The organism is Amycolatopsis samaneae, from assembly GCF_039541975.1.
Taxonomy (GTDB): Bacteria; Actinomycetota; Actinomycetes; order Mycobacteriales; family Pseudonocardiaceae; genus Amycolatopsis; species Amycolatopsis samaneae.
Genome location: NZ_BAABHG010000002.1, coordinates 376,981 through 397,478 on the forward strand (window position 1 = coordinate 376,981; position 20,498 = coordinate 397,478).

A 20,498-nucleotide genomic window follows, 5' to 3' on the forward strand; every position below is an offset into this window, starting at 1 on the left:
GGCGTTACGGGAGAGCCGCGACGAGCTCGGCGGGCGGCACGCGGGTGCCGGTGTAGAACGGGATCTCCTCGCGCACGTGCAGCCGGGCCTCGGTGCCGCGCAGGTGCCGCATCAGATCGACGATGCGGTGCAGCTCGTCGGCCTCGAAGGCGAGGATCCACTCGTAGTCGCCCAGCGCGAACGACGCGACGGTGTTGGCGCGCACGTCCGGGTAATCGCGGGCCTCCTTGCCGTGGTCGGCGAGCATCTTGCGGCGCTCGTCGTCGGGCAGCAGGTACCACTCGTAGGACCGCACGAACGGGTACACGCAGATGTACTTGCGCGCTTCCTCACCGGCGAGGAACGCCGGGACGTGGCTCTTGTTGAACTCGGCGGGCCGGTGCAGCGCGGTCTGGCTCCAGACCGGCGTCGAGGCGCGCCCGAGCGGGGTGCGGCGGAATCCGGCGTAGGCGGCCTGGACCTGTTCGATCTCCTCGGCGTGCCACCAGATCATGTAGTCGGCGTCGGCGCGCAGCGCGGACAGGTCGTACACGCCGCGAACCACCACGCCCTTGCCCGCCAGCGCGTCCAGGTACTCGGTGGTCTCCCGTGCCGCAGCACCGCGGTCCTCACCGAGCCGCCCGGGTTCGACCCGGAAGACCGACCAGGTCGTGTAGCGGATCGTGTCGTTCAGCTCGTTGTAGTTCAGCCGCGCCATGACTCCATCTTGGCACTGCCCGCGCCGTGTCGTCCGCCCAGGTACGCGTGATCTCCGTCCAGGCACGCGAGATCTCCCTCAGCGCACGCGAGAGCGCCGTTCAGGCACGCGAGATCGCCGAAAGGTGCCCAGCGACGCGGCGCGCGGCGGCGTCCGCGGTGGCCACGCACGCGGGGAGCCCGACGCCGTGCAGCGTGGCACCGGCGACCGCGAGCCCCGGCAGGTCCGCCACCGCGGACTCGATGCGCCCGACCCGCTCCAGATGCCCGGAGCCGTACTGCGGCAGCCCACCGCCCCAGCGCGTCACGAGCGTGTCGACCGGCGCCGCCGTGACACCGGAAAGCCGCGCGAGGTCCTCGCGCACGACCCGCACCAGCTCGTCGTCGTCGGCGTGCAGCGCGCCCGGCTCGCCGAACCGGCCGACCGAACCGCGCACCAGCACCGGCCCGCCCTCCGGCGCGAGGTGCGCCCACTTCCGGCTGGAGAAGGTGAACGCCTTGACCGCGTACGGGACGCCCGAAGCGTCCCGCTCCCCCGCGCCGATCAGCACGCCCGACGCCCCTGGCAGTTCGGTCCCCGGTGGCAGCGCGAGCGCCACCACCGCCATCGACGCCAGTTCGACCTCGCCGAACGCCGCCGCCGCGACGGGGGCGACCTCGGCCAGTAGCCGCCGCGCGGACGGCGCGGGCACCGCGAGCACCACCGCGTCGGCCTCGGCCGGGGTGTCCGCTGGCGCGTGCGCGGCGGCGGCCGCGCCCAGGTCCAGCCGCCAGCCCGTGGCGGTCCTGGCCAGCGCGCGCACCGGCGCACCGGTCCGGACCTCGGCGCCGGACAGCGCGGCCAGCCGGTCCGGCAGCGTGCCCAGCCCGCCGGTGAGCGTGCCGAACACCGGCGCCTTCCCCGGCGTCCTGGGCAGCAGCGAAGCGGCGGCTTCGGTCAGCGACCGCGCGCCCGCCGAGGCCAGCCCCGGCATGGTCGCGCGCAGGCCGAGCCCGTCCGCGCCCCCGGCGTAGACACCGCCCAGGAGCGGGTCGACCAGCCGGTCCACGAGTTCGTCGCCGAACCGCTCCCGCAGCAGCGGCCCGAGCGGCACGTCTGTGGAAGGCAACGACACCGGCGGAAGCGACCGCTCGGCCTCGACGGCGCGCCGTCCCTCGGGCGAAAGCACCTCCGCGACCGCGTCCGAGGAGGCCGGCACGCCCATCACCGTGCCGGGCGGCAGGCCGAGCACGGTCCCCCCGGCGTGGATCTTCGCCCGCGCTCCGGTGGGATGCGCCAGCCGGTCGCCGAGCCCGATCTCCCCGGCCAGCGCCGTCATCTCGGGGCGCCGCACGAGGAACGCCTCGGCACCGACGTCATAGCGCTGCCCGCCCACTTCGGCCGTGCGCAGTTTCCCGCCGAGCGCCCCGGCCGTCTCGAACACGGTGATCGCGACGGACTCCCCGAGCAGCGTCCGCAGCCGGTAGGCGGCGGCGAGCCCGGAGATCCCGCCACCGACGACGGCGACGCGGGTCACAGCTCGTGGACCAGCCCGGCGACGCGGGTCAGCACGTCCGGGTCGACACCGGGCAGCACGCCGTGCCCGAGGTTGAAAACGTGCCCCGCGGCGGCGCGGCCCTCGCCGACGATCCGGCGGACCTCGGCCTCCAGCACCGGCCACGGCGCGTACAGCAGCGCCGGATCCAGATTGCCCTGCACGACCGGGGCCGCCGTGCCCGCCGCGGCCAGCCGCCGCGCGGCCTCGTCCAGGGGGACCCGCCAGTCCACGCCGACGACGTCCGCGCCCGCCTCGCGCATCGCGACCAGCAGCTCACCGGTGCCGACGCCGAAGTGGATACGGGGCACCCCGTACCCGGCCACCCCGGCCAGCACCTTCGCCGAATGCGGGAGGACGAACTCGCGGTAGTCCCGCTCGGAGAGCGCGCCCGCCCACGAGTCGAACAGCTGGATCGCGTCGACCCCGGCGTCGAGCTGCGCGCGCAGGAAGGTGAGGGCGACGTCGGCGAGACGATCGGCCAGCTCGTGCCACAGCGCGGGCTCGGCGTGCATGAGCGCCTTGGTGTGCTCGTGGTTGCGGCTCGGCCCGCCCTCGATGAGGTAGCTGGCCAGCGTGAACGGCGCGCCGGCGAACCCGATCAGCGGGGTCTCGCCGAGCCGCTCGACCAGCAGCCGTACCCCGTCGGCCACCTTCGCGACCTGTCCCGTCTCCAGGACGGGCAGCGCGCGCACCGCGGCGAGGTCGCGGATCGGCTCCGCCACCACCGGGCCGGTGCCGGGCACGATGTCGATGTCGACCCCGGCCGCCTTCAGCGGTACGACGATGTCGCTGAACAGGATCGCCGCGTCGACGCCGTGGCGGCGCACCGGCTGCAGCGTGATCTCGGCGAGCATCTCCGGGTCGAAGCAGGCGTCGAGCATGGGCACGCCCTCGCGCAGCGCGCGGTACTCGGGCAGCGACCGCCCGGCCTGGCGCATGAACCAGACCGGGGTGCGCGCCGGACGCTCTCCCCTGGCGGCGGCCAGCAGCGGCGAGGACGGCAGCGCGCGCCGGGCGGCCGTGGCGGCGGGCGACGGGGAAGCGGGCGAAGGAGACAGCGAGGAAGACATCGTCTTCATCGTGCCACGGCCCCGGATGGGCCCGTTCTTCGGCGCGCCTGCCGCCGCATCCGGGCGCGCCCGCCTTAAAGTCGAAGCGTGACCGCGATGACGCCAGTGCCCGAACTCTTCCGCGAAGCCGTCGCGGCGCTGCAGTCCGTCCGGCCGCGCCCCGAGGTGACGCTGGAGACCATGCGCGCTCCCCAGCGGCTCGCCCCGTGGTCCTACGCGTTGAGCTGTGAGGTGTCCGGGCCCGCCGACGTGCTGGCGTCCGGGCGGCTGGTCCTGCTGCACGACCCGGACGGGCAGGAGGGCTGGGACGGCGTCCTGCGGCTGGTGATGTACGTCCGCGCGGAACTGGACCGCGAACTGGCCACCGATCCGTTCCTGCCCGCCGTCGGCTGGTCGTGGCTGACCGACGCGCTGGAGGCCTCCGGCGCGGCGTGGCGGGCGCTGGGCGGCACGGTCACCGAGACCTCTTCCGCGCGCTTCGGCGACATCTCCGGTCCGGCCAGGACCGACGACCTCGAACTCCGGGCCTCCTGGACGCCGGTCGACGCCGGGCTCCGGTCCCACGGGAACGCCTTCTGCCAGGTGATGGCGAGCGTCGTCGGGCTGCCCCCGGTCGGCGTCACGCTGTTCGGGCAGCGCCAGAGCTCCTGATCCGTTCCTTCCCGGCCCTGAGCGCGCCGCTGCGCGCCTGAATGGTCCAGACAAGTGCGCTCACCCGCGCGCGGCCCCGTGCCGCCGCTGAGGCCTTTTCACGTCCGCGCGGACGTGACCGGGTAGCACATCCGGACGACCACGTTCGGGACCCTCAGACATCACACAGCGCAACAAGATCAACACCGGGGCGGAACCCGGATCCGACGGAAGTCGGGTGCCGTTCACGATGGGCGGGACGTTCCGGAACACTGAGATCGTCGCTCTCCGCTACCGCCGGGCGGTGACGAGGAGAGTTGATCATGCCCCGGCCAAGGCCCGATTCCGGCTCCGGAAAGCCCTGCTGAAGACCCCGGCGCCGACCAGCACCGGCAGGTGCACGACCCATCTGCACAGCCGTTTCGATGCCGATAACCAGGGAGCATCGCGTTCGCTGAGCGATCTGTTAGCCACCGGGCGTGTACTAGCCCGATCGTGTTACAACGAACCCCCTGAGTGACCAGACGTTTCAGATAGATACCCGTTCGATCCCCCCGCGGAAGCCTCCGGGCGGCTACAGTGCCTTTCGACGACACCACTTTCGGTCTAAAGCTGGCGCGGCTGAACGGCCGAAGGTCCCGGTGCCGGTCGGGGGGCACGACCGACTCCAGGGAGGTAGTGACGTGGCTACCGTCGGCTTATCTCAGGCCGTTCGATCCACGCCAGCCGGTGCCTTGCCGGCGAGCATGGTTCCGCACCCGCGGGAAGAGCTCTTTTCCGTATTGGTGGTCGACGACCACCCGCTGTTGAGGGAGGCGATCGCAGCACGACTCGCACAAATGGGTGCGGGCACTGTCCACGAGGCCGCCACGGTGGCCGAGGCGAGGGCGCGAGCCACGGCCACCGGGCCGTGCGACCTGGCGATTCTCGATCTCGGACTGCCGGACGGCAGCGGCATCGAGCTGGTTACGGAACTCCGTAGCCACGGCTGGCCGCGTGTGGTGGTGCTGGCGTCCTCCGACGACCCCTACGCCGTCAGATCGGCCTTCCAGGCCGGTGCGCAGGCGTACCTGCTGAAGTCCGCGTCGCCGGTGGTCGTCACCGACGGCGTGCGCAGGGTCCTCGAGGGCGGCGTCTACGCCGACCCGAGTGTGGCGCCGGTGCTGGCCACCGGCACCCGGGTCGCGGGCACCGACAACACCCCGCGCGAGCTGTCCGCTCGCGAGGTCGAGGTGTTGCAGCTCGTGGCGGACGGGCAGTCGAACAAGGAAATCGGCGAGGAACTGTCCCTCTCCGCGCTCACCGTCAAGTCGCACCTGTCCCGGATCGGGCGCAAGCTCGGCACCGGCGACCGGGCGCAGATGGTGGCGCTGGCGATGCGGGCAGGCGTGATCCGATAGCGAAAGGCGAACACCCCTGCGGGGCGGGCGGACCAGGCGCGGTACGCCCGTCCCGTAGGGTCCTTACCCATGGGAAATGAACAGGCCGACAGGACCGGACTCGACGTGACGACCGAACCTGACGGACCTGTACTCCTTCGTGAGCCCGCCGAGGGCACTCCCCCGGTGATCGCCGACGCCACCGCGCTCGCCGAGGCGTGCGCGCGGCTGGCCGAGGGCACCGGCGCGATCGCGGTCGACACCGAACGCGCGTCGGGCTACCGGTACTGGCCCAAGGCCTATCTCGTCCAGATCCGCCGGGAGGGCGCGGGCTCGATGCTCGTCGACCCGATCGCGGTGGCCGGCGAGCTGGCACCGCTGCGGGCGGTCCTCAACGACGCCGAGTGGGTGCTGCACGCCGCGTCGCAGGATCTGCCCTGCCTGGCCGAACTGGATCTGCGCCCCGCGGCGTTGTTCGACACCGAGCTGGCCGGACGGCTGGCCGGGTACGAGCGCGTCGCGCTCGGCACGCTGGTCGAGCTGCTGCTCGGGTACCAGCTGGAGAAGGGGCACAGCGCGGCCGACTGGTCGAAGCGGCCGCTGCCGGTCGACTGGCTCAACTACGCCGCGCTCGACGTCGAACTGCTGATCCCGCTGCGCGAGAAGCTCGAAGCCGAGCTGGACGCGCAGGGCAAGCTGGAATGGGCCCGCCAGGAGTTCGAGACGGTCCGCCTCGCGCCGCCGCCCGCGCCGAGGGCCGAGCCGTGGCGCCGGACCTCGGGCGTGCACAAGATCCGCAGCCCGCGCGGGCTCGCGGCGGTGCGGGAGCTGTGGCAGGCACGCGACGAGCTGGCCCGCAAGCGCGACCGCGCGCCGAGCCGGATCCTGCCGGACAGCGCGATCATCAACGCCGTCACCGCCGACCCGAAGACGGTCGAGGAGCTCCAGGCGCTGCCGGTGTTCGGCGGGCGCGTACAGCGGCGCTACAGCGCGAACTGGCTGCGGCACCTCCAAGCCGCCCGCGCACTGCCAACGAGTTCCCTGCCCACCCCGGCGCAGCCGACCGACGGCCCGCCGCCGGTGAACCGCTGGGCCGACAAGGACCCCGACGCCGCCGCGCGGCTCGCCGCCGCGCGCGCCTCGCTGGCCTCGATAGCCGAACACCACCGGCTGCCGGTGGAGAACCTGCTGCTGCCGGATCTGGTCCGTCGCACCTGCTGGCGTCCCCCCGCCGATCTGTCCGACGAGGGCGTCGCCGCGACGCTCGTCGCCGGTGGCGCGCGGCCATGGCAGATCGAGCTGACCCTGGCCGCGCTCGGCAAGGCCCTGCACACCACCGCTTCCTGACGCCACGGCCGTCATGTCCTGAAGGCGTCCTTCGGGACGTTCAGCGTCCTCAAGGGAGCCTTCGGGACGTCACCGAGACCACGCGCGGCCCGCGTCACGAACGGGGCGTTGGGCGTCCGGCGGCACGACAATGCGCCGAACGCGGGATCAAGGATTTCCGCGCCCCGAACGCCGTTCGGCACATTCCCCTTTTTCGGACACCCGCGTGTCCCGCATACCCGTCCCGAATGACATATCGGGCACGCGTGTCACAGGAATTCTCCCGGACGCTTTCCCGGGGCGGATTTCGCGGATTCAGGAACGGGTCAGCAACGCGCGGGCGGTGGTCCGCAGGGCGGCGCCGGGCTCGGGCAGACCGGCGAGCCGCAGCACGCCGTCGGCGCCCTCCACCGCGTGCGCCTCGACGTCCAGCACCGGATCGTCCCGCCGGATGATCGCGACGCTCTCCACGAGACCGAAAACCAGGTTCGCCCGCACGCCGATGCTTTCGGCCGGGGCGCCGGTCTCGGCGACGAGGTCGCGGTACACCGACTTGAGCTGCGCGCGCTCGGCGCGGAACGGGGCGAGGTTCGGCGAGGCGATCTCGGGCAGCAGGTAGAGCGCGCCCAGGTTGTGCCGCGCGCCGCCCAGCAACCGGATGTCCGCGTAGGCCAGCGCCCACAGCCGCGCCGCGGCGGGCGCCTCCCCGCCGGAGAGGCCGCCCGCGACGTCCAGCGACGGCCGGACCGTCGCGGCCAGCAGCGCCGCGAGAATGTCCTCTTTGGACGGAAAATGGTAGTACAGCGAGGCCTGGCGCAGGCCGGCCCGCTCGGCGATGGCGCGGGTGGTGGTCGCCGCGTATCCGGCGCCGGTGAACAGCTCACCCGCCGCTTCGAGCACCGCCTCCCGCGCGCTCCGACTGCTCGCCGCCGCCCCACTGGCCCTCGGCCTGCCGACCCCGGTCACGTTTTTCCCCACCCCGTCGATCTTGCCAGGCGCCGCCGTCCCCGCCACGCTATCCGAGGCATGTTACGGCGCCGCCACGGAATTCGTTACGCGGCCCGCTCACCGAAACCCGGCGCCCATGCCGAAGTGACCGGCCGGAAACACGATCACCCTATTTTCGGTCGGTCGACCGAAAAATTGTCCGACAGTACGGGAGCCCCGATGTCCCCACCCACCGTCGCCCCCGACGACCTCGCCGAATTCGGCTACCGGCAGGAACTCCGCCGGTCGCTCGGCGGCTTTTCCGCGTTCGCCGCCGGCTTCTCGTTCGTCTCCGTCCTCACCACCGTGTTCCAGCTCTTCGGGCTCGGCTACACCTTCGGCGGACCGCTGTTCTTCTGGACCTGGCCCGTGGTGCTCGGCGGCCAGCTGCTCGTCGCGCTCGTGTTCGCCGAACTCGCCGCGCGGTTCCCGCTGGCCGGGTCGGTGTACCAATGGTCGAGACGTCTCACCCGCGGATTCGCGGGCTGGCTCGCGGGCTGGATGATGCTGCTCGGCTGCGTGGTCGCGCTGGCGGGCGCGGCGATCGCGCTCCAGGTCGTGCTCCCCTCGGTGTGGCACGGCTTCCAGTTCGTCGGCGGCGATCCCTCGGTCACCTCGCCGACCGGCGCGGCCAACGCCGTCCTGCTCGGCTCGCTGCTGATCCTGTTCACCACCGCGGTCAACGCGGCGGGCGTGCGGATCATGGCCAGGATCAACGACATCGGCGTCGCGGCCGAACTGGCCGGTGTCGTGGTGCTCGTCGCGGGGCTGGCGCTGTTCGCGGTCCGCGGCCCGCAGGTCGTGCTCCGGAGCGTGCCCATCGACGGGACCGGCCCGTCGCCGGGGATCGCCGGAGTGCTCGCCTCCGCGCTCGCGGCCGCGTACGTGCTCTACGGATTCGACACCGCCGCGTCGGTGGCCGAGGAAACCCGCGACGCGCGGCGCAAGGCACCCCGCGCCGTGCTGCGCGCGGTGCTCGTCGCCGGAGTGGCCGGGCTCGTGGTCGTGCTCGCCGCGCTCATGGCCGCCCCGAGCCTCACCGACGGGCAGCTCGCCGGGCACGGCCTGCCGTACGTGATCACCGTGGTCTTCGGCGACACGCTCGGCCGCGTCTTCCTCGCCGACGTCGCGATCGCGGTGGTGGTCTGCACCCTGACCATCCAGACCGGGACCGTCCGGCTGATCTACGCGATGGCCCGCGACGGCGCCCTGCCCGGCGCCGCCCGGCTCGCCGCGGTCACCCCGCGCACCGGGACCCCGATCGCCCCGGCGATCCTCTCCGGCGCGCTGGCGATCGGTCTGCTGCTGCTCAACGTCGGCAACCCGACGGTGTTCAGCACGATCACCGGCACCTCGGTGGTCGTGGTCTACCTCGCCTACCTGCTCGTCACCGTGCCGCTGCTCGCCGCCCGGCTGCGCGGCCGGTTCCCCGCCGAGCCCGGCCGGTTCTCCCTGGGCCGCTGGGCGATCCCGGTCAACGTCGCCGCCGTCGCCTACGGCGTCGCGATGGTCGTGAACATCGCCTGGCCACGCCCGGAGATCTACGACGCCGGTGGCACCGGCTCGCCAGGGATGCTGCTGTTCCCGATCGAGTTCACCGGCGCGGCGCTGGTGATCGGCCTGGTCTGCTGGCTCCGGATGCGCCGCCGGGCGGAGCCCGTCGCCGAGCCCGCCGTGTAGTCCCGCCGGGTAATCCCCTTCCGAACACCCACACCGAAACGGAGGACCTCGATGAGTACCACCGCCACCACCCACGGCGCGCGCGAGCACGCCCGCGCGCAGGCGGGCACGGTCGTCGACACCATGCCCACCATCCCCGCGCACACCCACCCCGCCCCGCCCGCCGGTGTCGCGGCGGCCGACCTCACCTGGGCCGAGACCGTCGCCGGCGGCGGGTACACGCACAAGGTGCTCGCGCGCGGGACCCGGCTGCGGCTGACCGACCCGACCGGCGACGCCTGCGCGCACCTGCTGCTGTACAACGCCGACGCGCCGTGGGAGCGGCTGAACGTGGCGGACACGGTGAAGGTGCAGTGGAACGCCTATCTCGGCACGTCGGTGGCCCTGCTTTCGGACCAGGCCAGGGTGCTCGCCACCGTAGTCGCCGACAGCGGCGGCAGGCACGACGCGCTGTGCGGGACGTCCACAGTGGACGGGAACACCGAGCGGTACGGCGACGGCGCGCCCCAGGGCCCCTCCCCCGCCGGGCTGGCCCTGTTCACCCTGGCCGCGGCGAAGCACGGGCTCACCCCGCGCGATCTGCCGCCGAGCCTGTCGTTCTTCCAGGGTGTGCGGGTCGGCGGCGACGGCGCGCTGGAGTTCACCGGCTCGGCCGGGCCGGGGCACACCGTCGAACTGCGGACCGAACTGCCCGTCGTCGTGCTGATCGCCAACGTCGCGCATCCGCTGGATCCCCGGCCGGACTACGTGAGCGGCCCGCTGGAGGTGCTGGCCTGGCGGGATCATCCCGCCACTCCGGACAGTCCGGAGTGGACACACACGCCGGAGGCACGGCGCGCGTTCGAGAACACCGCCGACTACCTCACCGCACGGGAGCTGTGATGACCACCGCGAAGACCACCGTCCTGGACACCGTCGTCCCCGCGCGGGCGCCGTTCTCCGCCGTGCTCCGCACCGGGCAGGAACTGGCGATCATCGACACCGGCGGCAACCAGGCCGTCGACTTCCTCTGCTACGACGCGGCCGACCCGGCCAAGCGCTACAGCGCGGCCGCCACGATCACCGCGCAGCGCAACATCTTCCTCACCACCGGCAGTGTGCTGCGCACCGGGGAGGGCGCGCCGCTGCTGACCGTGGTCGCCGACACCTGCGGGCGGCACGACACGCTCGGCGGGGCCTGCAGCAAGGAGTCCAACAGCCTGCGCTACGGCCAGCACACCCGGCACCAGCACGCCTGCGTGGAGAACTTCCTGGCCGAGGGCGCCAAATGGGGGCTGGGCAAACGGGACCTGGTGAGCAACGTCAACTGGTACATGAACGTGCCGGTGGAGGCCGACGGCACGCTCGGCATCGTGGACGGCATCTCCGCGCCGGGCCTGGAGGTCCGGCTGCGCGCGGAAACCGGTGTGCTGGTGCTGATCTCGAACTGCCCGCAGATCAACAACCCGTGCAACGGTTTCGACCCGACCCCGATCCGCGTCGTGATCACCGAGCCGGGGAGCCAGGCGTGAAGCTGCTGGTCGCCAACCGCGGGGAGATCGCGGTCCGGATCCTGCGCGGCGCGCGGGCGCTGGACGTGCCGACCGTCGCCGTGTACTCCGACGCCGACCGGACCGCCCCGCACGTCCGGCTCGCGGGCGAGGCCGTCCGGCTGGGCCCCGCGCCCGCCGCCGAAAGCTACCTGCGCGCGGACGCGATCATCGAGGCGGCGCTGGCCACCGGGGCGGACGCGATCCACCCCGGCTACGGTTTCCTGTCCGAGGACGCCGCGTTCGCCCGCGCGGCCGAGGACGCCGGGATCACGTTCGTCGGCCCCTCCCCCGGGCACCTGGAGGTGTTCGGCGCCAAGCACACCGCCCGCGCGGCGGCGGCCGCCGCCGGGGTCCCGCTGCTGCCGGGTACCGGCCTGCTCGCCGGCCTCGACGAGGCGCTGGAAGCCGCCGGGCGGATCGGGTACCCGGTGATGCTCAAGGCGACCGGCGGGGGCGGCGGCATCGGCATGCGGGCGTGCGCCTCGGCCGGGGAACTGGCCGGGGCGTGGGACTCCGTCGGCGCGGTGGCGGCGAAGAGTTTCGGCGGTTCCGGGGTGTTCCTCGAACGGCTCGTCCGGCACGCGCGGCACGTCGAGGTCCAGGTGTTCGGCGACGGCGAGGGCGGGGTCCTCGCGCTGGGCACCCGGGACTGCTCGCTCCAGCGGCGCAACCAGAAGGTCGTCGAGGAGTGCCCGGCGCCCGGTATCCCGGGCCCAGTGGCCGAGCGGCTGACCCAGGCGGCGGTCGCGCTGTGCGCCTCGGTGCGGTACCGCTCGGCGGGGACGGTCGAGTTCGTCTACGACCCGGAACGCGAGGAGGCCGCGTTCCTGGAGGTCAACACGCGGCTGCAGGTCGAGCACCCGGTGACCGAGGCGGTGTACGGCCTCGACCTGGTGGCCTGGATGCTGCGGCTCGCCAGGGGCGATCGCGGGATGTTCGGCGCCACGCCGGAACCACGCGGCCACGCCGTCGAAGCGCGCGTGTACGCCGAGGATCCGAGTGCGGGGCACCGGCCGAGCGCCGGGCTGGTCACCGGGGTCACGCTGCCGCGCGGGACCAGGGTGGACACCTGGATCGAGCCGGGCGCGGCCGTGACCACGCACTACGATCCGTTGCTGGCCAAGGTGATCTGCACCGGGACGGACCGCGCGGCGGCACTGGCCGCGCTGCGGGACGCACTGGCCGCGACCCGCGTCGACGGCGTCCGCACCAACCTCGGGCAGCTGCGGGCCGCGGTGGCCGACACCCGGTTCCACGCGGTCGCCCACGACACCGCGACGCTGGAGCGGGTCACCGACGACGAGCCTCGGATCGAGGTGCTACGCGGCGGCACGATGACCACCGTGCAGGAGTGGCCGGGCCGCACCGGGTTCTGGCACGTCGGGGTGCCGCCGAACGGGCCGATGGACGACCGGTCGTTCCGGCTGGGCAACACCGCGCTCGGCAACCCCGAGGGCGCCGCCGGGCTGGAGTCCACTGTGGATGGTGTGCGCCTCCGGTTCGCACGGGCCGCCGAGGTCTGCGTCACCGGCGCCCCCGCCACGGTCACCCTCGACGGCGCCGAGATTCCCTTGTGGACACCCGTCACCGTCCCGGCGGGCGGCGAACTCGACGTCGGCGCGTGCACGGCGGGGCTGCGCGGGTACGTCCTCGTGCGCGGCGGCGTCGACGTCCCGGCGTTCCTTGGCAGCGCGGCGACGTTCACGCTCGGGAGGTTCGGCGGGCACGGCGGGCGGGCGCTCGCCGCGGGCGACGTCCTGTATCCCGGCCCGGAGCCCGCCGACGAGGTCGCCGGGCCGGTCCCCTCGGCCGACCGGCCGGAGTTCCCCGCGCACTGGGAGATCGGGGCGCTGGAGGGACCGCACGCGGCGCCGGAGTTCTTCACCGCCGAAGACATCGAGACGTTCTACCGCACCGGCTGGCGGGTGCACTTCAACTCGGCGCGCACCGGCGTCCGCCTGGTCGGGCCCCGGCCGTCGTGGGCGCGCGCGGACGGCGGAGAGGCCGGGCTGCACCCGTCCAACATCCACGACACGCCGTACGCGATCGGCGCCGTCGACTACACCGGTGACCTGCCGATCCTGCTCGGCCCGGACGGGCCCAGCCTCGGCGGGTTCGTCTGCCCCGCCACGGTCGCCACCGGCGAGCGCTGGAAACTCGGGCAGCTGCGTCCCGGCGACACCGTCCGGTTCGTGCCGATCACCACCGAGCACGCCGCCGAGCTCCGGCGGAAACCCGCCACCTCGCCGACGCCGGGCCGTCCGGTGCTCGGCGACGGCGGCGTCCTGGGTCGTCTGTCCACATCGGACGACGAGCCGCCGGTGACCTACCGGCGCGGCGGGGACGACAACCTGCTGGTCGAGTACGGCGAGATGAAACTCGACCTCGCGCTGCGGATGCGGGTGCACGCGCTGGCCGAGCGGCTGGCCGGCGAGGGCGTGCCGGGCATCGTGGACCTGACGCCGGGGATCCGGTCGCTGCAGGTGCACGTGGACCCGGACGCGCTGCCGGTGGCGAAGGCGCTCGGCCTGGTCCGCGAGCTGGAGCGGGACCTGCCCGGCACCGCGGACCTGGTGGTGCCGAGCCGCTCGGTGCGGCTGCCGCTGTCCTGGGACGACCCGGCGACGCGGGAGGCGATCGAGCGGTACATGACCGGGGTGCGCGACGACGCGCCGTGGTGCCCGTGGAACATCGAGTTCATCCGCCGCGTCAACGGACTGTCCAGTGTGGACGAGGTGTACCGGACCGTGTTCGACGCGGAGTACCTGGTGCTCGGCCTCGGCGACGTCTACCTCGGCGCCCCGGTCGCGACCCCGCTGGACCCGCGGCACCGGCTGGTGACCACGAAGTACAACCCGGCGCGGACCTGGACCGCGGAGAACTCGGTCGGCATCGGCGGGTCCTACCTGTGTGTCTACGGGATGGAGGGTCCCGGCGGCTACCAGTTCGTCGGGCGCACCGTGCAGGTGTGGAGCGGCTGGCACCAGCGCGGGTCGTTCGAGCCGGGTTCGCCGTGGCTGCTGCGGTTCTTCGACCGGATCTCGTGGTATCCCGTGTCCGCCGGAGAACTGCTCGAGCTGCGGGCGCGGAACGCGGCCGGGCAGCTGGAGCTGGACATCACCGACGGTGAGTTCGCGCTCGCGGACTACCGGCGTTTCCTGGCCGAAAACGCGGAAAGCATCGCGGAGTTCCGGGCCGGGCAGTCGGCGGCGTTCGAGGCGGAACGCCGGGCGTGGGCGGCGGCGGGCGAGTTCGACCCGAAGCCGGAACCGGACCTCACCGCCGTCGCGCCGGTACGGGCCGAGGCCCCGCCGGGCGGGCAGGTCGTCGAGGCGCCCTTCGCCGCGACGGTGTGGCGGGTCGACGTCCGGCCCGGCGAGCGGGTCACCGGGACACAGCCGCTCGTGACGCTGGAGGCGATGAAGACCGAGGCGCCGATCCCGGCGCCCGCGGCCGGGGAGGTGGCCGAGGTGCTGGTGTCCCCCGGTGACCAGGTCGTGCCGGGCACACCACTGGTGGTGCTGGCGCCATGAGCGAAGCTTGCGAGCGAATCATGGACATCATGCGCCAAAAGGAGTTCGACGCTGCCTCGCGAAGCGAGTCGATCGCATGAGCGAGCTCGCGAGCGAATCGAAGATGCCATGCGCCAAAGAATCGAACACAGTCTCGCGAAGCGAGGCGATCGCATGAGTGTCGTGGAACGGGTGCGTGCCACGTACGCGCGGATCGCGGCGGTGGACCGGCCGGAGGTCTGGATCGAGCTGCGTCCCGAGGCCGACGTACTCGCGGACGCGGCGGCGCTGGAGGCTCGCCGCGCGGCGGGCGAGGCACTGCCGCTGTACGGGAAACTGGCCGCGGTCAAGGGAAACATCGACGTCGCGGGGCTGCCGACGACCGCGGGCTGCCCGGCCTACGCCTACCGTCCCGCCCGGGACGCGCCGGTGGTGGCCCGCCTGCGCGCGGCGGGGGCGCTGATCCTCGGCACGACCAACCTCGACCAGTTCGCGACCGGTCTGGTGGGGACCCGCAGCCCGTACGGCGCGGTGCGCAACGCGGTCGACCCGTCCCGGATCTCCGGCGGGTCGAGTTCGGGGTCGGCGGTGGCGGTCGCGCTGGGCGTGGCCGATCTGGCGCTGGGCACCGACACCGCCGGGTCGGGACGGGTTCCGGCCGCGCTCAACGGGATCGTCGGGCTCAAGCCGACCAGGGGCCTGGTGCCGACGCGCGGGGTGGTGCCCGCGTGCCGGAGCCTCGACTGCGTCAGCGTGTTCGCGCGGACCGTCGAGGAGGCCACGCTCGCGCTGGACTGCCTGGCCGGGCCGGACGCGGACGACCCCACCTCCCGTACCGCCCCCTCCGCCCGGCGCGCCCCGGGCCGGGTGCGGCTCGGGATCCCGCGTCCGGACCGGCTCGGGGAACTCCGGGCGGGCTGGGCGGAAGCGTTCGCGCACGCAGCGGAGGCGTACGCGGCGGCGGGTGCCGAACCGGTGACCGTCGATCTCGAACCGTTCCTGGCGGCGGCGCGGCTGTTGTACGAAGGCGCGTTCGTGGCCGAGCGGTACACCGCGGTCGGCGCCTTCCTGGACGAGCACCCCGGCGACGTCGATCCGACGGTGTTCTCGATCATCTCCGGTGCGCGGGACCTGCCCGCGCACCGGGTGTTCGCGGACTTCGCGGCGCTGGACCGGCTGCGGCTCCACGCGGACATGGTGTTGTCCACAGTGGACGTCCTGCTGCTGCCGACGACCACGGACCACCCCGCCCTGGCCGAGGTGGCGGCGGATCCGGTCGGGGTGAACTCCCGGCTCGGGCGGTTCACGAACTTCGCCAACCTGCTCGACCTGTGCGCGCTCGCGGTCCCGGCCGGCGAGGTGGCCGGGCTGCCGTTCGGGGTGATGCTCGTCGGGCGCGCGTTCTCCGACGCGCTGCTCGCCGACCTCGCGCGCCGTGTCCCGGAGCGGACCCGGATCGTCGTGGTGGGCGCGCACCTGCGTGGCCAGCCGCTGAACCACGAGCTGACGTCGCGGGGCGGCCGGTTCGTCACGGCGGCCGTCACCTCACCGGAATACCGGCTGTACGCGCTCGGCACGACGCCGCCGAAACCCGGGCTGGTCCGGGTCGCCGAGGGCGGCGCGGCGATCGCGGCGGAGGTGTGGGAACTGCCCGTGCGCGGTTTCGGCGAATTCGTCGGAGGCGTCCCGGCGCCGCTGGTGATCGGGAAGGTCCGGCTCGACGGCGGCGAGGTCGTGCCGGGGTTCCTCTGCGAACCGGCCGCGCTCGAAGGCGCTGTCGACATCACCGGGCACGGCGGGTGGCTGCCCTATCGGGCGACGCTCACCGGAACGTAACCGTTTCGCCGCCCAGCCGTGTGATCCGAACGGTTGAGCCGTGATCGTCCCCCAGCCGATAACTAGAGGGAGAAAGCGATTCCCCGCGACCCGGTGCGCCGGTGCGTCCCCGCACCGGGCCGCGGGGACGTCCCGCACGGCATCGGAGGCGGCCCATGACCCCGGCGACCCCATCCCCGCAGAGCACCCTCGTGCACTCGTACCTGTTTCTGCGCCGCGCGATCGGCGTCATCGGCCTGGCCCTGCCGGTGGTGCTGATCCTCGGCAAGATCGCCGTGGACGGGAGCGGGTTGCTGAATTCGATCAGCGGCTACTACTACACCTCGGTGCGCGATGTGTTCGTCGGCAGTATGTGCGCGGTCGGCGTCTTCCTGTTGTCCTACCACGGTTACACCCGCCTCGACGACGTCGCGGGCAACCTCGCGGCGGGCGCGGCGATCGGGCTGGCGGTGTGCCCGACCACGCCCGCGAACCCGACGTCCACGGACCGGACGCTGGGCGTGCTGCACCTCGTGTTCGCCTCGGTGTTCTTCCTGGCGCTGGCGTTCTTCTGCCTGTTCCTGTTCACCAGGTCCGGCAGCGCGGAACCGACGCCGCGCAAGGTGGACCGCAACCGCGTCTACGTCGCGTGCGGGGTGGTGATCCTGGCCTCGCTCGCGCTCATCGTGGTCACGAGCCTGGTCCCCGTCGCCGCGTCGCTGCACCCCGCGCTGTGGCTGGAGACGGCCGCGATCCTCGCGTTCGGCCTGGCGTGGCTGACGAAGGGCGAGGCGATCCTGGCCGACGTGGTCCCGGCGGAGGTCAGTCCCGCGGTCGCCTAGGCGGGCGCGGCCACCCGGGAGTGTGCCGTGTCCCACTCGACCGGGCCACTCCCCTGGTTACCCACGGGTAACAAGGGCTATCGTGCGGGCAGGATTTCTCTGCCGACATCAGGAGCATTCGTGGCCGCACCAGCAACGCCGCTCGCGCCGAACGCGCGAGGCGTGCGCAACGTCGTCTTCGTCGAGGGGGTACGCACCCCGTTCGGCAAGGCGGGCGACAAGGGCATCTACGCCGGGACCCGTGCCGACGACCTCGTCGTCAACGCCATCCGGGAGCTGCTGCGGCGGCACCCCGAACTGCCGGGCGAGCGTGTCGACGAGGTGGCCATCGCGGCCACCACTCAGATCGGCGACCAGGGCCTGACCATCGGCCGCACCGCCGCGCTGCTGGCCGGGCTGCCCAAGTCCGTGCCCGGCTTCGCCCTCGACCGCATGTGCGCGGGCGCGATGACCGCGGTCACCACCACCGCGTCCGGGATCGGGTTCGGCGCCTACGACATCGCCATCGCCGGTGGCGTCGAGCACATGGGCCGTCACCCGATGGGCGAGGGTGTCGACCCGAACCCGCGGATCATCGCCGACAAGCTCGTCGACCCGACCGCGCTGGTCATGGGCCAGACCGCGGAGAACCTGCACGACCGGTTCCCCGCGATCACCAAGCAGCGCACCGACGCCTTCGCCGCGCGCAGCCAGGAAAAGTACGCCGAGGCCGTCAAGACCGGCAAGATCGGCCCCGAGCTGGTCCCGGTCGCCACCCGCTCGGCCGAGCTGGGCTGGGGCCTGGCCACCGAGGACGAGCCGCCGCGGCCGGGTACCACGGTCGAGCAGCTCGCCGGGCTGAAGACGCCGTTCCGCCCGCACGGCCGGGTCACCGCGGGCAACGCGGCGGGCCTCAACGACGGTGCCACCGCGGCGCTGCTCGCCGACGAGGACACCGCCCGCGAACTGGGCCTGCCGGTCGGGATGCGCCTGGTGGGCTACTCCTTCGCCGGGGTCGAGCCGGAGGTCATGGGCATCGGCCCGGTCCCCGCCACCGAGAAGCTGTTCAAGCGCACCGGACTGTCGATCGACGACATCGGGCTGTTCGAGATCAACGAGGCGTTCGCCGTGCAGGTGCTCGCCTTCCTCGACCACTTCGGCATCGCCGACGACGACCCGCGCGTCAACCAGTGGGGCGGCGCGATCGCGTGCGGCCACCCGCTCGCCTCGTCCGGGGTCCGGCTGATGACGCAGTTGTCGCGCCAGTTCGCCGAGCGGCCCGACGTGCGCTACGGCCTGACCACCATGTGCATCGGCATCGGCATGGGCGGCACCGTGCTCTGGGAGAACCCGGCTTTCGAGGGAGCCAAGTAAATGACTTTCACCGCTGAAGAAGCCAAAGCCGCCTTCCCCGACGAGGTCGTCACCGTCGCGAAGACCCGGCTGGTCAAGGTGCCGGGGCTGGACAAGCCGGTCGCACTGATCACCCTGGACAACGGCCACGACCACACCCGGCCGAACACCTTCGGACCGCAGGGCCTGGTGTCGCTGAACTCCGCACTGGACGAGGCGTTCGCCGCCGCGCCCGCCGCGATCGCGGTCACCGGCAAGCCGTTCATCTTCGCCGTCGGCGCCGACCTTTCCGGCGTCGAGGCCGTGTCGGACCCGAAGCTCGCGCGCGAGATCGCGCAGACCGGGCACGACGTGTTCCGGCGGCTCACCGAAACCGAGATCCCGACCTTCGGATTCGTCAACGGCGCGGTGATGGGCGGCGGGCTCGAACTCGCGCTGTCCTGTCACTACCGGACGCTGTCGGAGAACACCGCGGCCATCGCGTTCCCCGAGGTCTTCCTCGGCCTGTTCCCCGGCTGGGGCGGCACGCAGCTGCTGCCGAACCTGATCGGCCCGGACGCCGCGGTGACCGTGATCATCGAGAACGCCTTGGCGCAGAACAAGATGCTGAAGGTGCGCCAGGCCGCCGAGCTGGGCATCGTCGACGCCGTCTTCGGTTCCGCCGACTACCTGGAGCAGTCCCTGCTGTGGCTGGCCAAGGTGGTCCGCGGCGAGATCGTCCCGGAGCGCCGCGAGATCGACCGCGGCGCGGCGTGGGACGCGGCCGTCGCGCGCGCCAAGTCCATCGTGGACGGTCGCACGCACGGCGCGTCGCCGGGCGCGACCAAGGCCGTCGAGCTGCTGGAGCTGGCGCGGGAGAACGATCTCGACCGCGGCTACGCCGCCGAGACCGACGGGCTCGCCGAGCTGCTCATGTCCGACGTCCTGCGCGCCGGGCTGTACTCGTTCAACCTGGTCAACAAGCGGGCCAAGCGCCCGGCGGGCGCGCCGGACAGGTCCTTGGCGCGCAAGGTGAACAAGGTCGGCATCGTCGGCGCGGGCCTGATGGCCAGCCAGCTGGCGCTGCTGTTCGTCCGCCGTCTCAAGGTGCCGGTGGTGCTCACCGACGTCGACCAGGCCCGCGTCGACAAGGGCGTCGGGTACGTCCACGACGAGATCGACAAGCTCCTGGCCAAGAAGCGGGTCTCCCCGGACGGCGCGAACCGGCTCAAGGCGCTGGTGACCGGCTCGCTCGACAAGGCCGCCTTCGCCGACGCCGACTTCGTCATCGAGGCGGTGTTCGAGGAGCTGGGCGTCAAGCAGCAGGTGTTCGCCGAGCTGGAGCAGCACGTCTCGCCCGAGGCGATCCTGGCGACCAACACCTCGTCGCTGTCGATCACCGCGATGGCCTCGAAGCTCCAGCACCCGGAGCGCGTGGTCGGGTTCCACTTCTTCAACCCGGTCGCCGTGCTGCCACTGCTGGAGATCGTGCGCGGCGAGAAGACCGACGACGCCTCCCTCGCGACGGCGTTCGCGGTCGGCAAGCAGCTCAAGAAGTCCAGCGTGCTGGTGAAGGACGCGTCGGCGTTCGTGGTCAACCGGCTGCTGCTGCGCTTCCTCGGCGAGGTGCTCGTCGCCGTCGACGAGGGCACCCCGTTCGAGGTCGCGGACTCGGCGCTGGAGCCGCTCGGCCTGCCGATGAGCCCGCTGACGCTGATGCAGCTGGTCGGCCCGGCGATCGCGCTGCACGTCGGCGAGACGCTGCACGAATCGTTCCCGGACCGCTTCACCGTCAGCGAGAACCTGCGGAAGTTCGTGCAGGCCGGCAAGCGGGGCGTCTGGGTCTGGGACGACAAGGGGAACCAGTCCGCCGACCCGGAGGTCGTCGAGCTGTGGACGCGGGGCGACCAGCCGTCCACCGCGGAGCAGGTGCGGGAGCGCGCCCTCGGCGCGATCGCCGAGGAGATCCGGATCATGCTCGACGAGGGCGTGGTCGCCGAGGCGCAGGACATCGACCTGTGCCTGATCCTCGGCGCGGGCTGGCCGTTCTGGCTGGGCGGCATCACGCCCTACCTGGACCGCTCCGGCGTCTCCGAGCGTGTCAACGGCAAGCCGTTCCTGGCCCCGGGCGTCGCCTCGGTCCCGGTGGCCTAGAGCCGGACGAGCGCCCCAATGTGGCA

15 protein-coding genes are annotated in these 20,498 nt (G+C 72.8%); 11 read left to right on the forward strand and 4 right to left on the reverse strand.

Annotation, left to right across the window (positions count from 1 at the left end; translation table 11 throughout):
* Window positions 1–4: 4 nt before the first annotated feature.
* The 3 genes from hemQ to hemE all read right to left on the reverse strand — a co-directional run bounded on the left by hemQ (window position 5) and on the right by hemE (window position 3,304).
* Entirely contained in the window at window positions 5–697 is a 693-nt protein-coding gene (gene hemQ / locus ABD987_RS04940) for a hydrogen peroxide-dependent heme synthase (protein ID WP_345387383.1), read from the reverse strand.
* A gap of 100 nt (window positions 698–797) precedes the next feature.
* Window positions 798–2,213, reverse strand: coding sequence for a protoporphyrinogen oxidase (hemG, locus tag ABD987_RS04945; RefSeq protein WP_345387385.1), 1,416 nt, complete (start codon window positions 2,211–2,213; stop codon window positions 798–800).
* On the reverse strand, window positions 2,210–3,304 hold the full coding sequence (gene hemE, locus ABD987_RS04950; protein WP_345387387.1) for a uroporphyrinogen decarboxylase: 1,095 nt from the start codon (window positions 3,302–3,304) through the stop codon (window positions 2,210–2,212). The genes hemG and hemE overlap by 4 nt, the downstream gene beginning before the upstream one ends.
* A gap of 87 nt (window positions 3,305–3,391) precedes the next feature.
* On the opposite strand from hemE, the gene ABD987_RS04955 reads away from it, so the two are divergent.
* From ABD987_RS04955 to ABD987_RS04965, 3 genes are all read left to right on the forward strand, one after another.
* A complete protein-coding gene (locus tag ABD987_RS04955) occupies window positions 3,392–3,955 on the forward strand; it encodes a DUF3000 domain-containing protein (protein ID WP_345387389.1) in 564 nt (187 codons plus the stop codon).
* A gap of 662 nt (window positions 3,956–4,617) precedes the next feature.
* Complete coding sequence (locus ABD987_RS04960) at window positions 4,618–5,334, forward strand: response regulator (protein ID WP_345387391.1); 717 nt, start codon at window positions 4,618–4,620, stop codon at window positions 5,332–5,334.
* Window positions 5,335–5,403: 69 nt separating this feature from the next.
* Complete coding sequence (locus tag ABD987_RS04965) at window positions 5,404–6,660, forward strand: HRDC domain-containing protein (RefSeq protein WP_345387394.1); 1,257 nt, start codon at window positions 5,404–5,406, stop codon at window positions 6,658–6,660.
* 294 nt (window positions 6,661–6,954) lie between these two features.
* Here ABD987_RS04965 and ABD987_RS04970 read toward each other — a convergent pair whose 3' ends face one another.
* Window positions 6,955–7,617 carry a TetR/AcrR family transcriptional regulator gene (locus tag ABD987_RS04970; protein WP_345387396.1) on the reverse strand — a complete coding sequence of 221 codons (663 nt, stop codon included), beginning with the start codon at window positions 7,615–7,617 and terminating at the stop codon, window positions 6,955–6,957.
* A gap of 189 nt (window positions 7,618–7,806) precedes the next feature.
* On the opposite strand from ABD987_RS04970, the gene ABD987_RS04975 reads away from it, so the two are divergent.
* From ABD987_RS04975 to ABD987_RS05010, 8 genes are all read left to right on the forward strand, one after another.
* Window positions 7,807–9,306 carry an amino acid permease gene (locus tag ABD987_RS04975; RefSeq protein WP_345387398.1) on the forward strand — a complete coding sequence of 500 codons (1,500 nt, stop codon included), beginning with the start codon at window positions 7,807–7,809 and terminating at the stop codon, window positions 9,304–9,306.
* 51 nt (window positions 9,307–9,357) lie between these two features.
* On the forward strand, window positions 9,358–10,188 hold the full coding sequence (locus ABD987_RS04980; RefSeq protein ID WP_345387401.1) for an urea amidolyase associated protein UAAP1: 831 nt from the start codon (window positions 9,358–9,360) through the stop codon (window positions 10,186–10,188).
* A complete protein-coding gene (locus tag ABD987_RS04985; RefSeq protein ID WP_345387403.1) occupies window positions 10,188–10,817 on the forward strand; it encodes an urea amidolyase associated protein UAAP2 in 630 nt (209 codons plus the stop codon). The genes ABD987_RS04980 and ABD987_RS04985 overlap by 1 nt, the downstream gene beginning before the upstream one ends.
* Window positions 10,814–14,371: an urea carboxylase gene (gene uca / locus ABD987_RS04990; protein ID WP_345387405.1), complete on the forward strand. Its 3,558-nt coding sequence runs from the start codon at window positions 10,814–10,816 to the stop codon at window positions 14,369–14,371. Before ABD987_RS04985 ends, uca begins: the two co-directional genes overlap by 4 nt.
* A gap of 108 nt (window positions 14,372–14,479) precedes the next feature.
* Window positions 14,480–16,186, forward strand: a complete 1,707-nt coding sequence (gene atzF, locus ABD987_RS04995; protein WP_345387407.1) for an allophanate hydrolase — start codon at window positions 14,480–14,482, stop codon at window positions 16,184–16,186.
* A gap of 155 nt (window positions 16,187–16,341) precedes the next feature.
* Window positions 16,342–17,007, forward strand: coding sequence for a DUF998 domain-containing protein (locus ABD987_RS05000; protein WP_345387409.1), 666 nt, complete (start codon window positions 16,342–16,344; stop codon window positions 17,005–17,007).
* 162 nt (window positions 17,008–17,169) lie between these two features.
* Window positions 17,170–18,360 carry a thiolase family protein gene (locus tag ABD987_RS05005; protein ID WP_345388251.1) on the forward strand — a complete coding sequence of 397 codons (1,191 nt, stop codon included), beginning with the start codon at window positions 17,170–17,172 and terminating at the stop codon, window positions 18,358–18,360.
* Window positions 18,361–20,472: a 3-hydroxyacyl-CoA dehydrogenase NAD-binding domain-containing protein gene (locus ABD987_RS05010; protein WP_345387411.1), complete on the forward strand. Its 2,112-nt coding sequence runs from the start codon at window positions 18,361–18,363 to the stop codon at window positions 20,470–20,472.
* Window positions 20,473–20,498 lie beyond the last annotated feature (26 nt).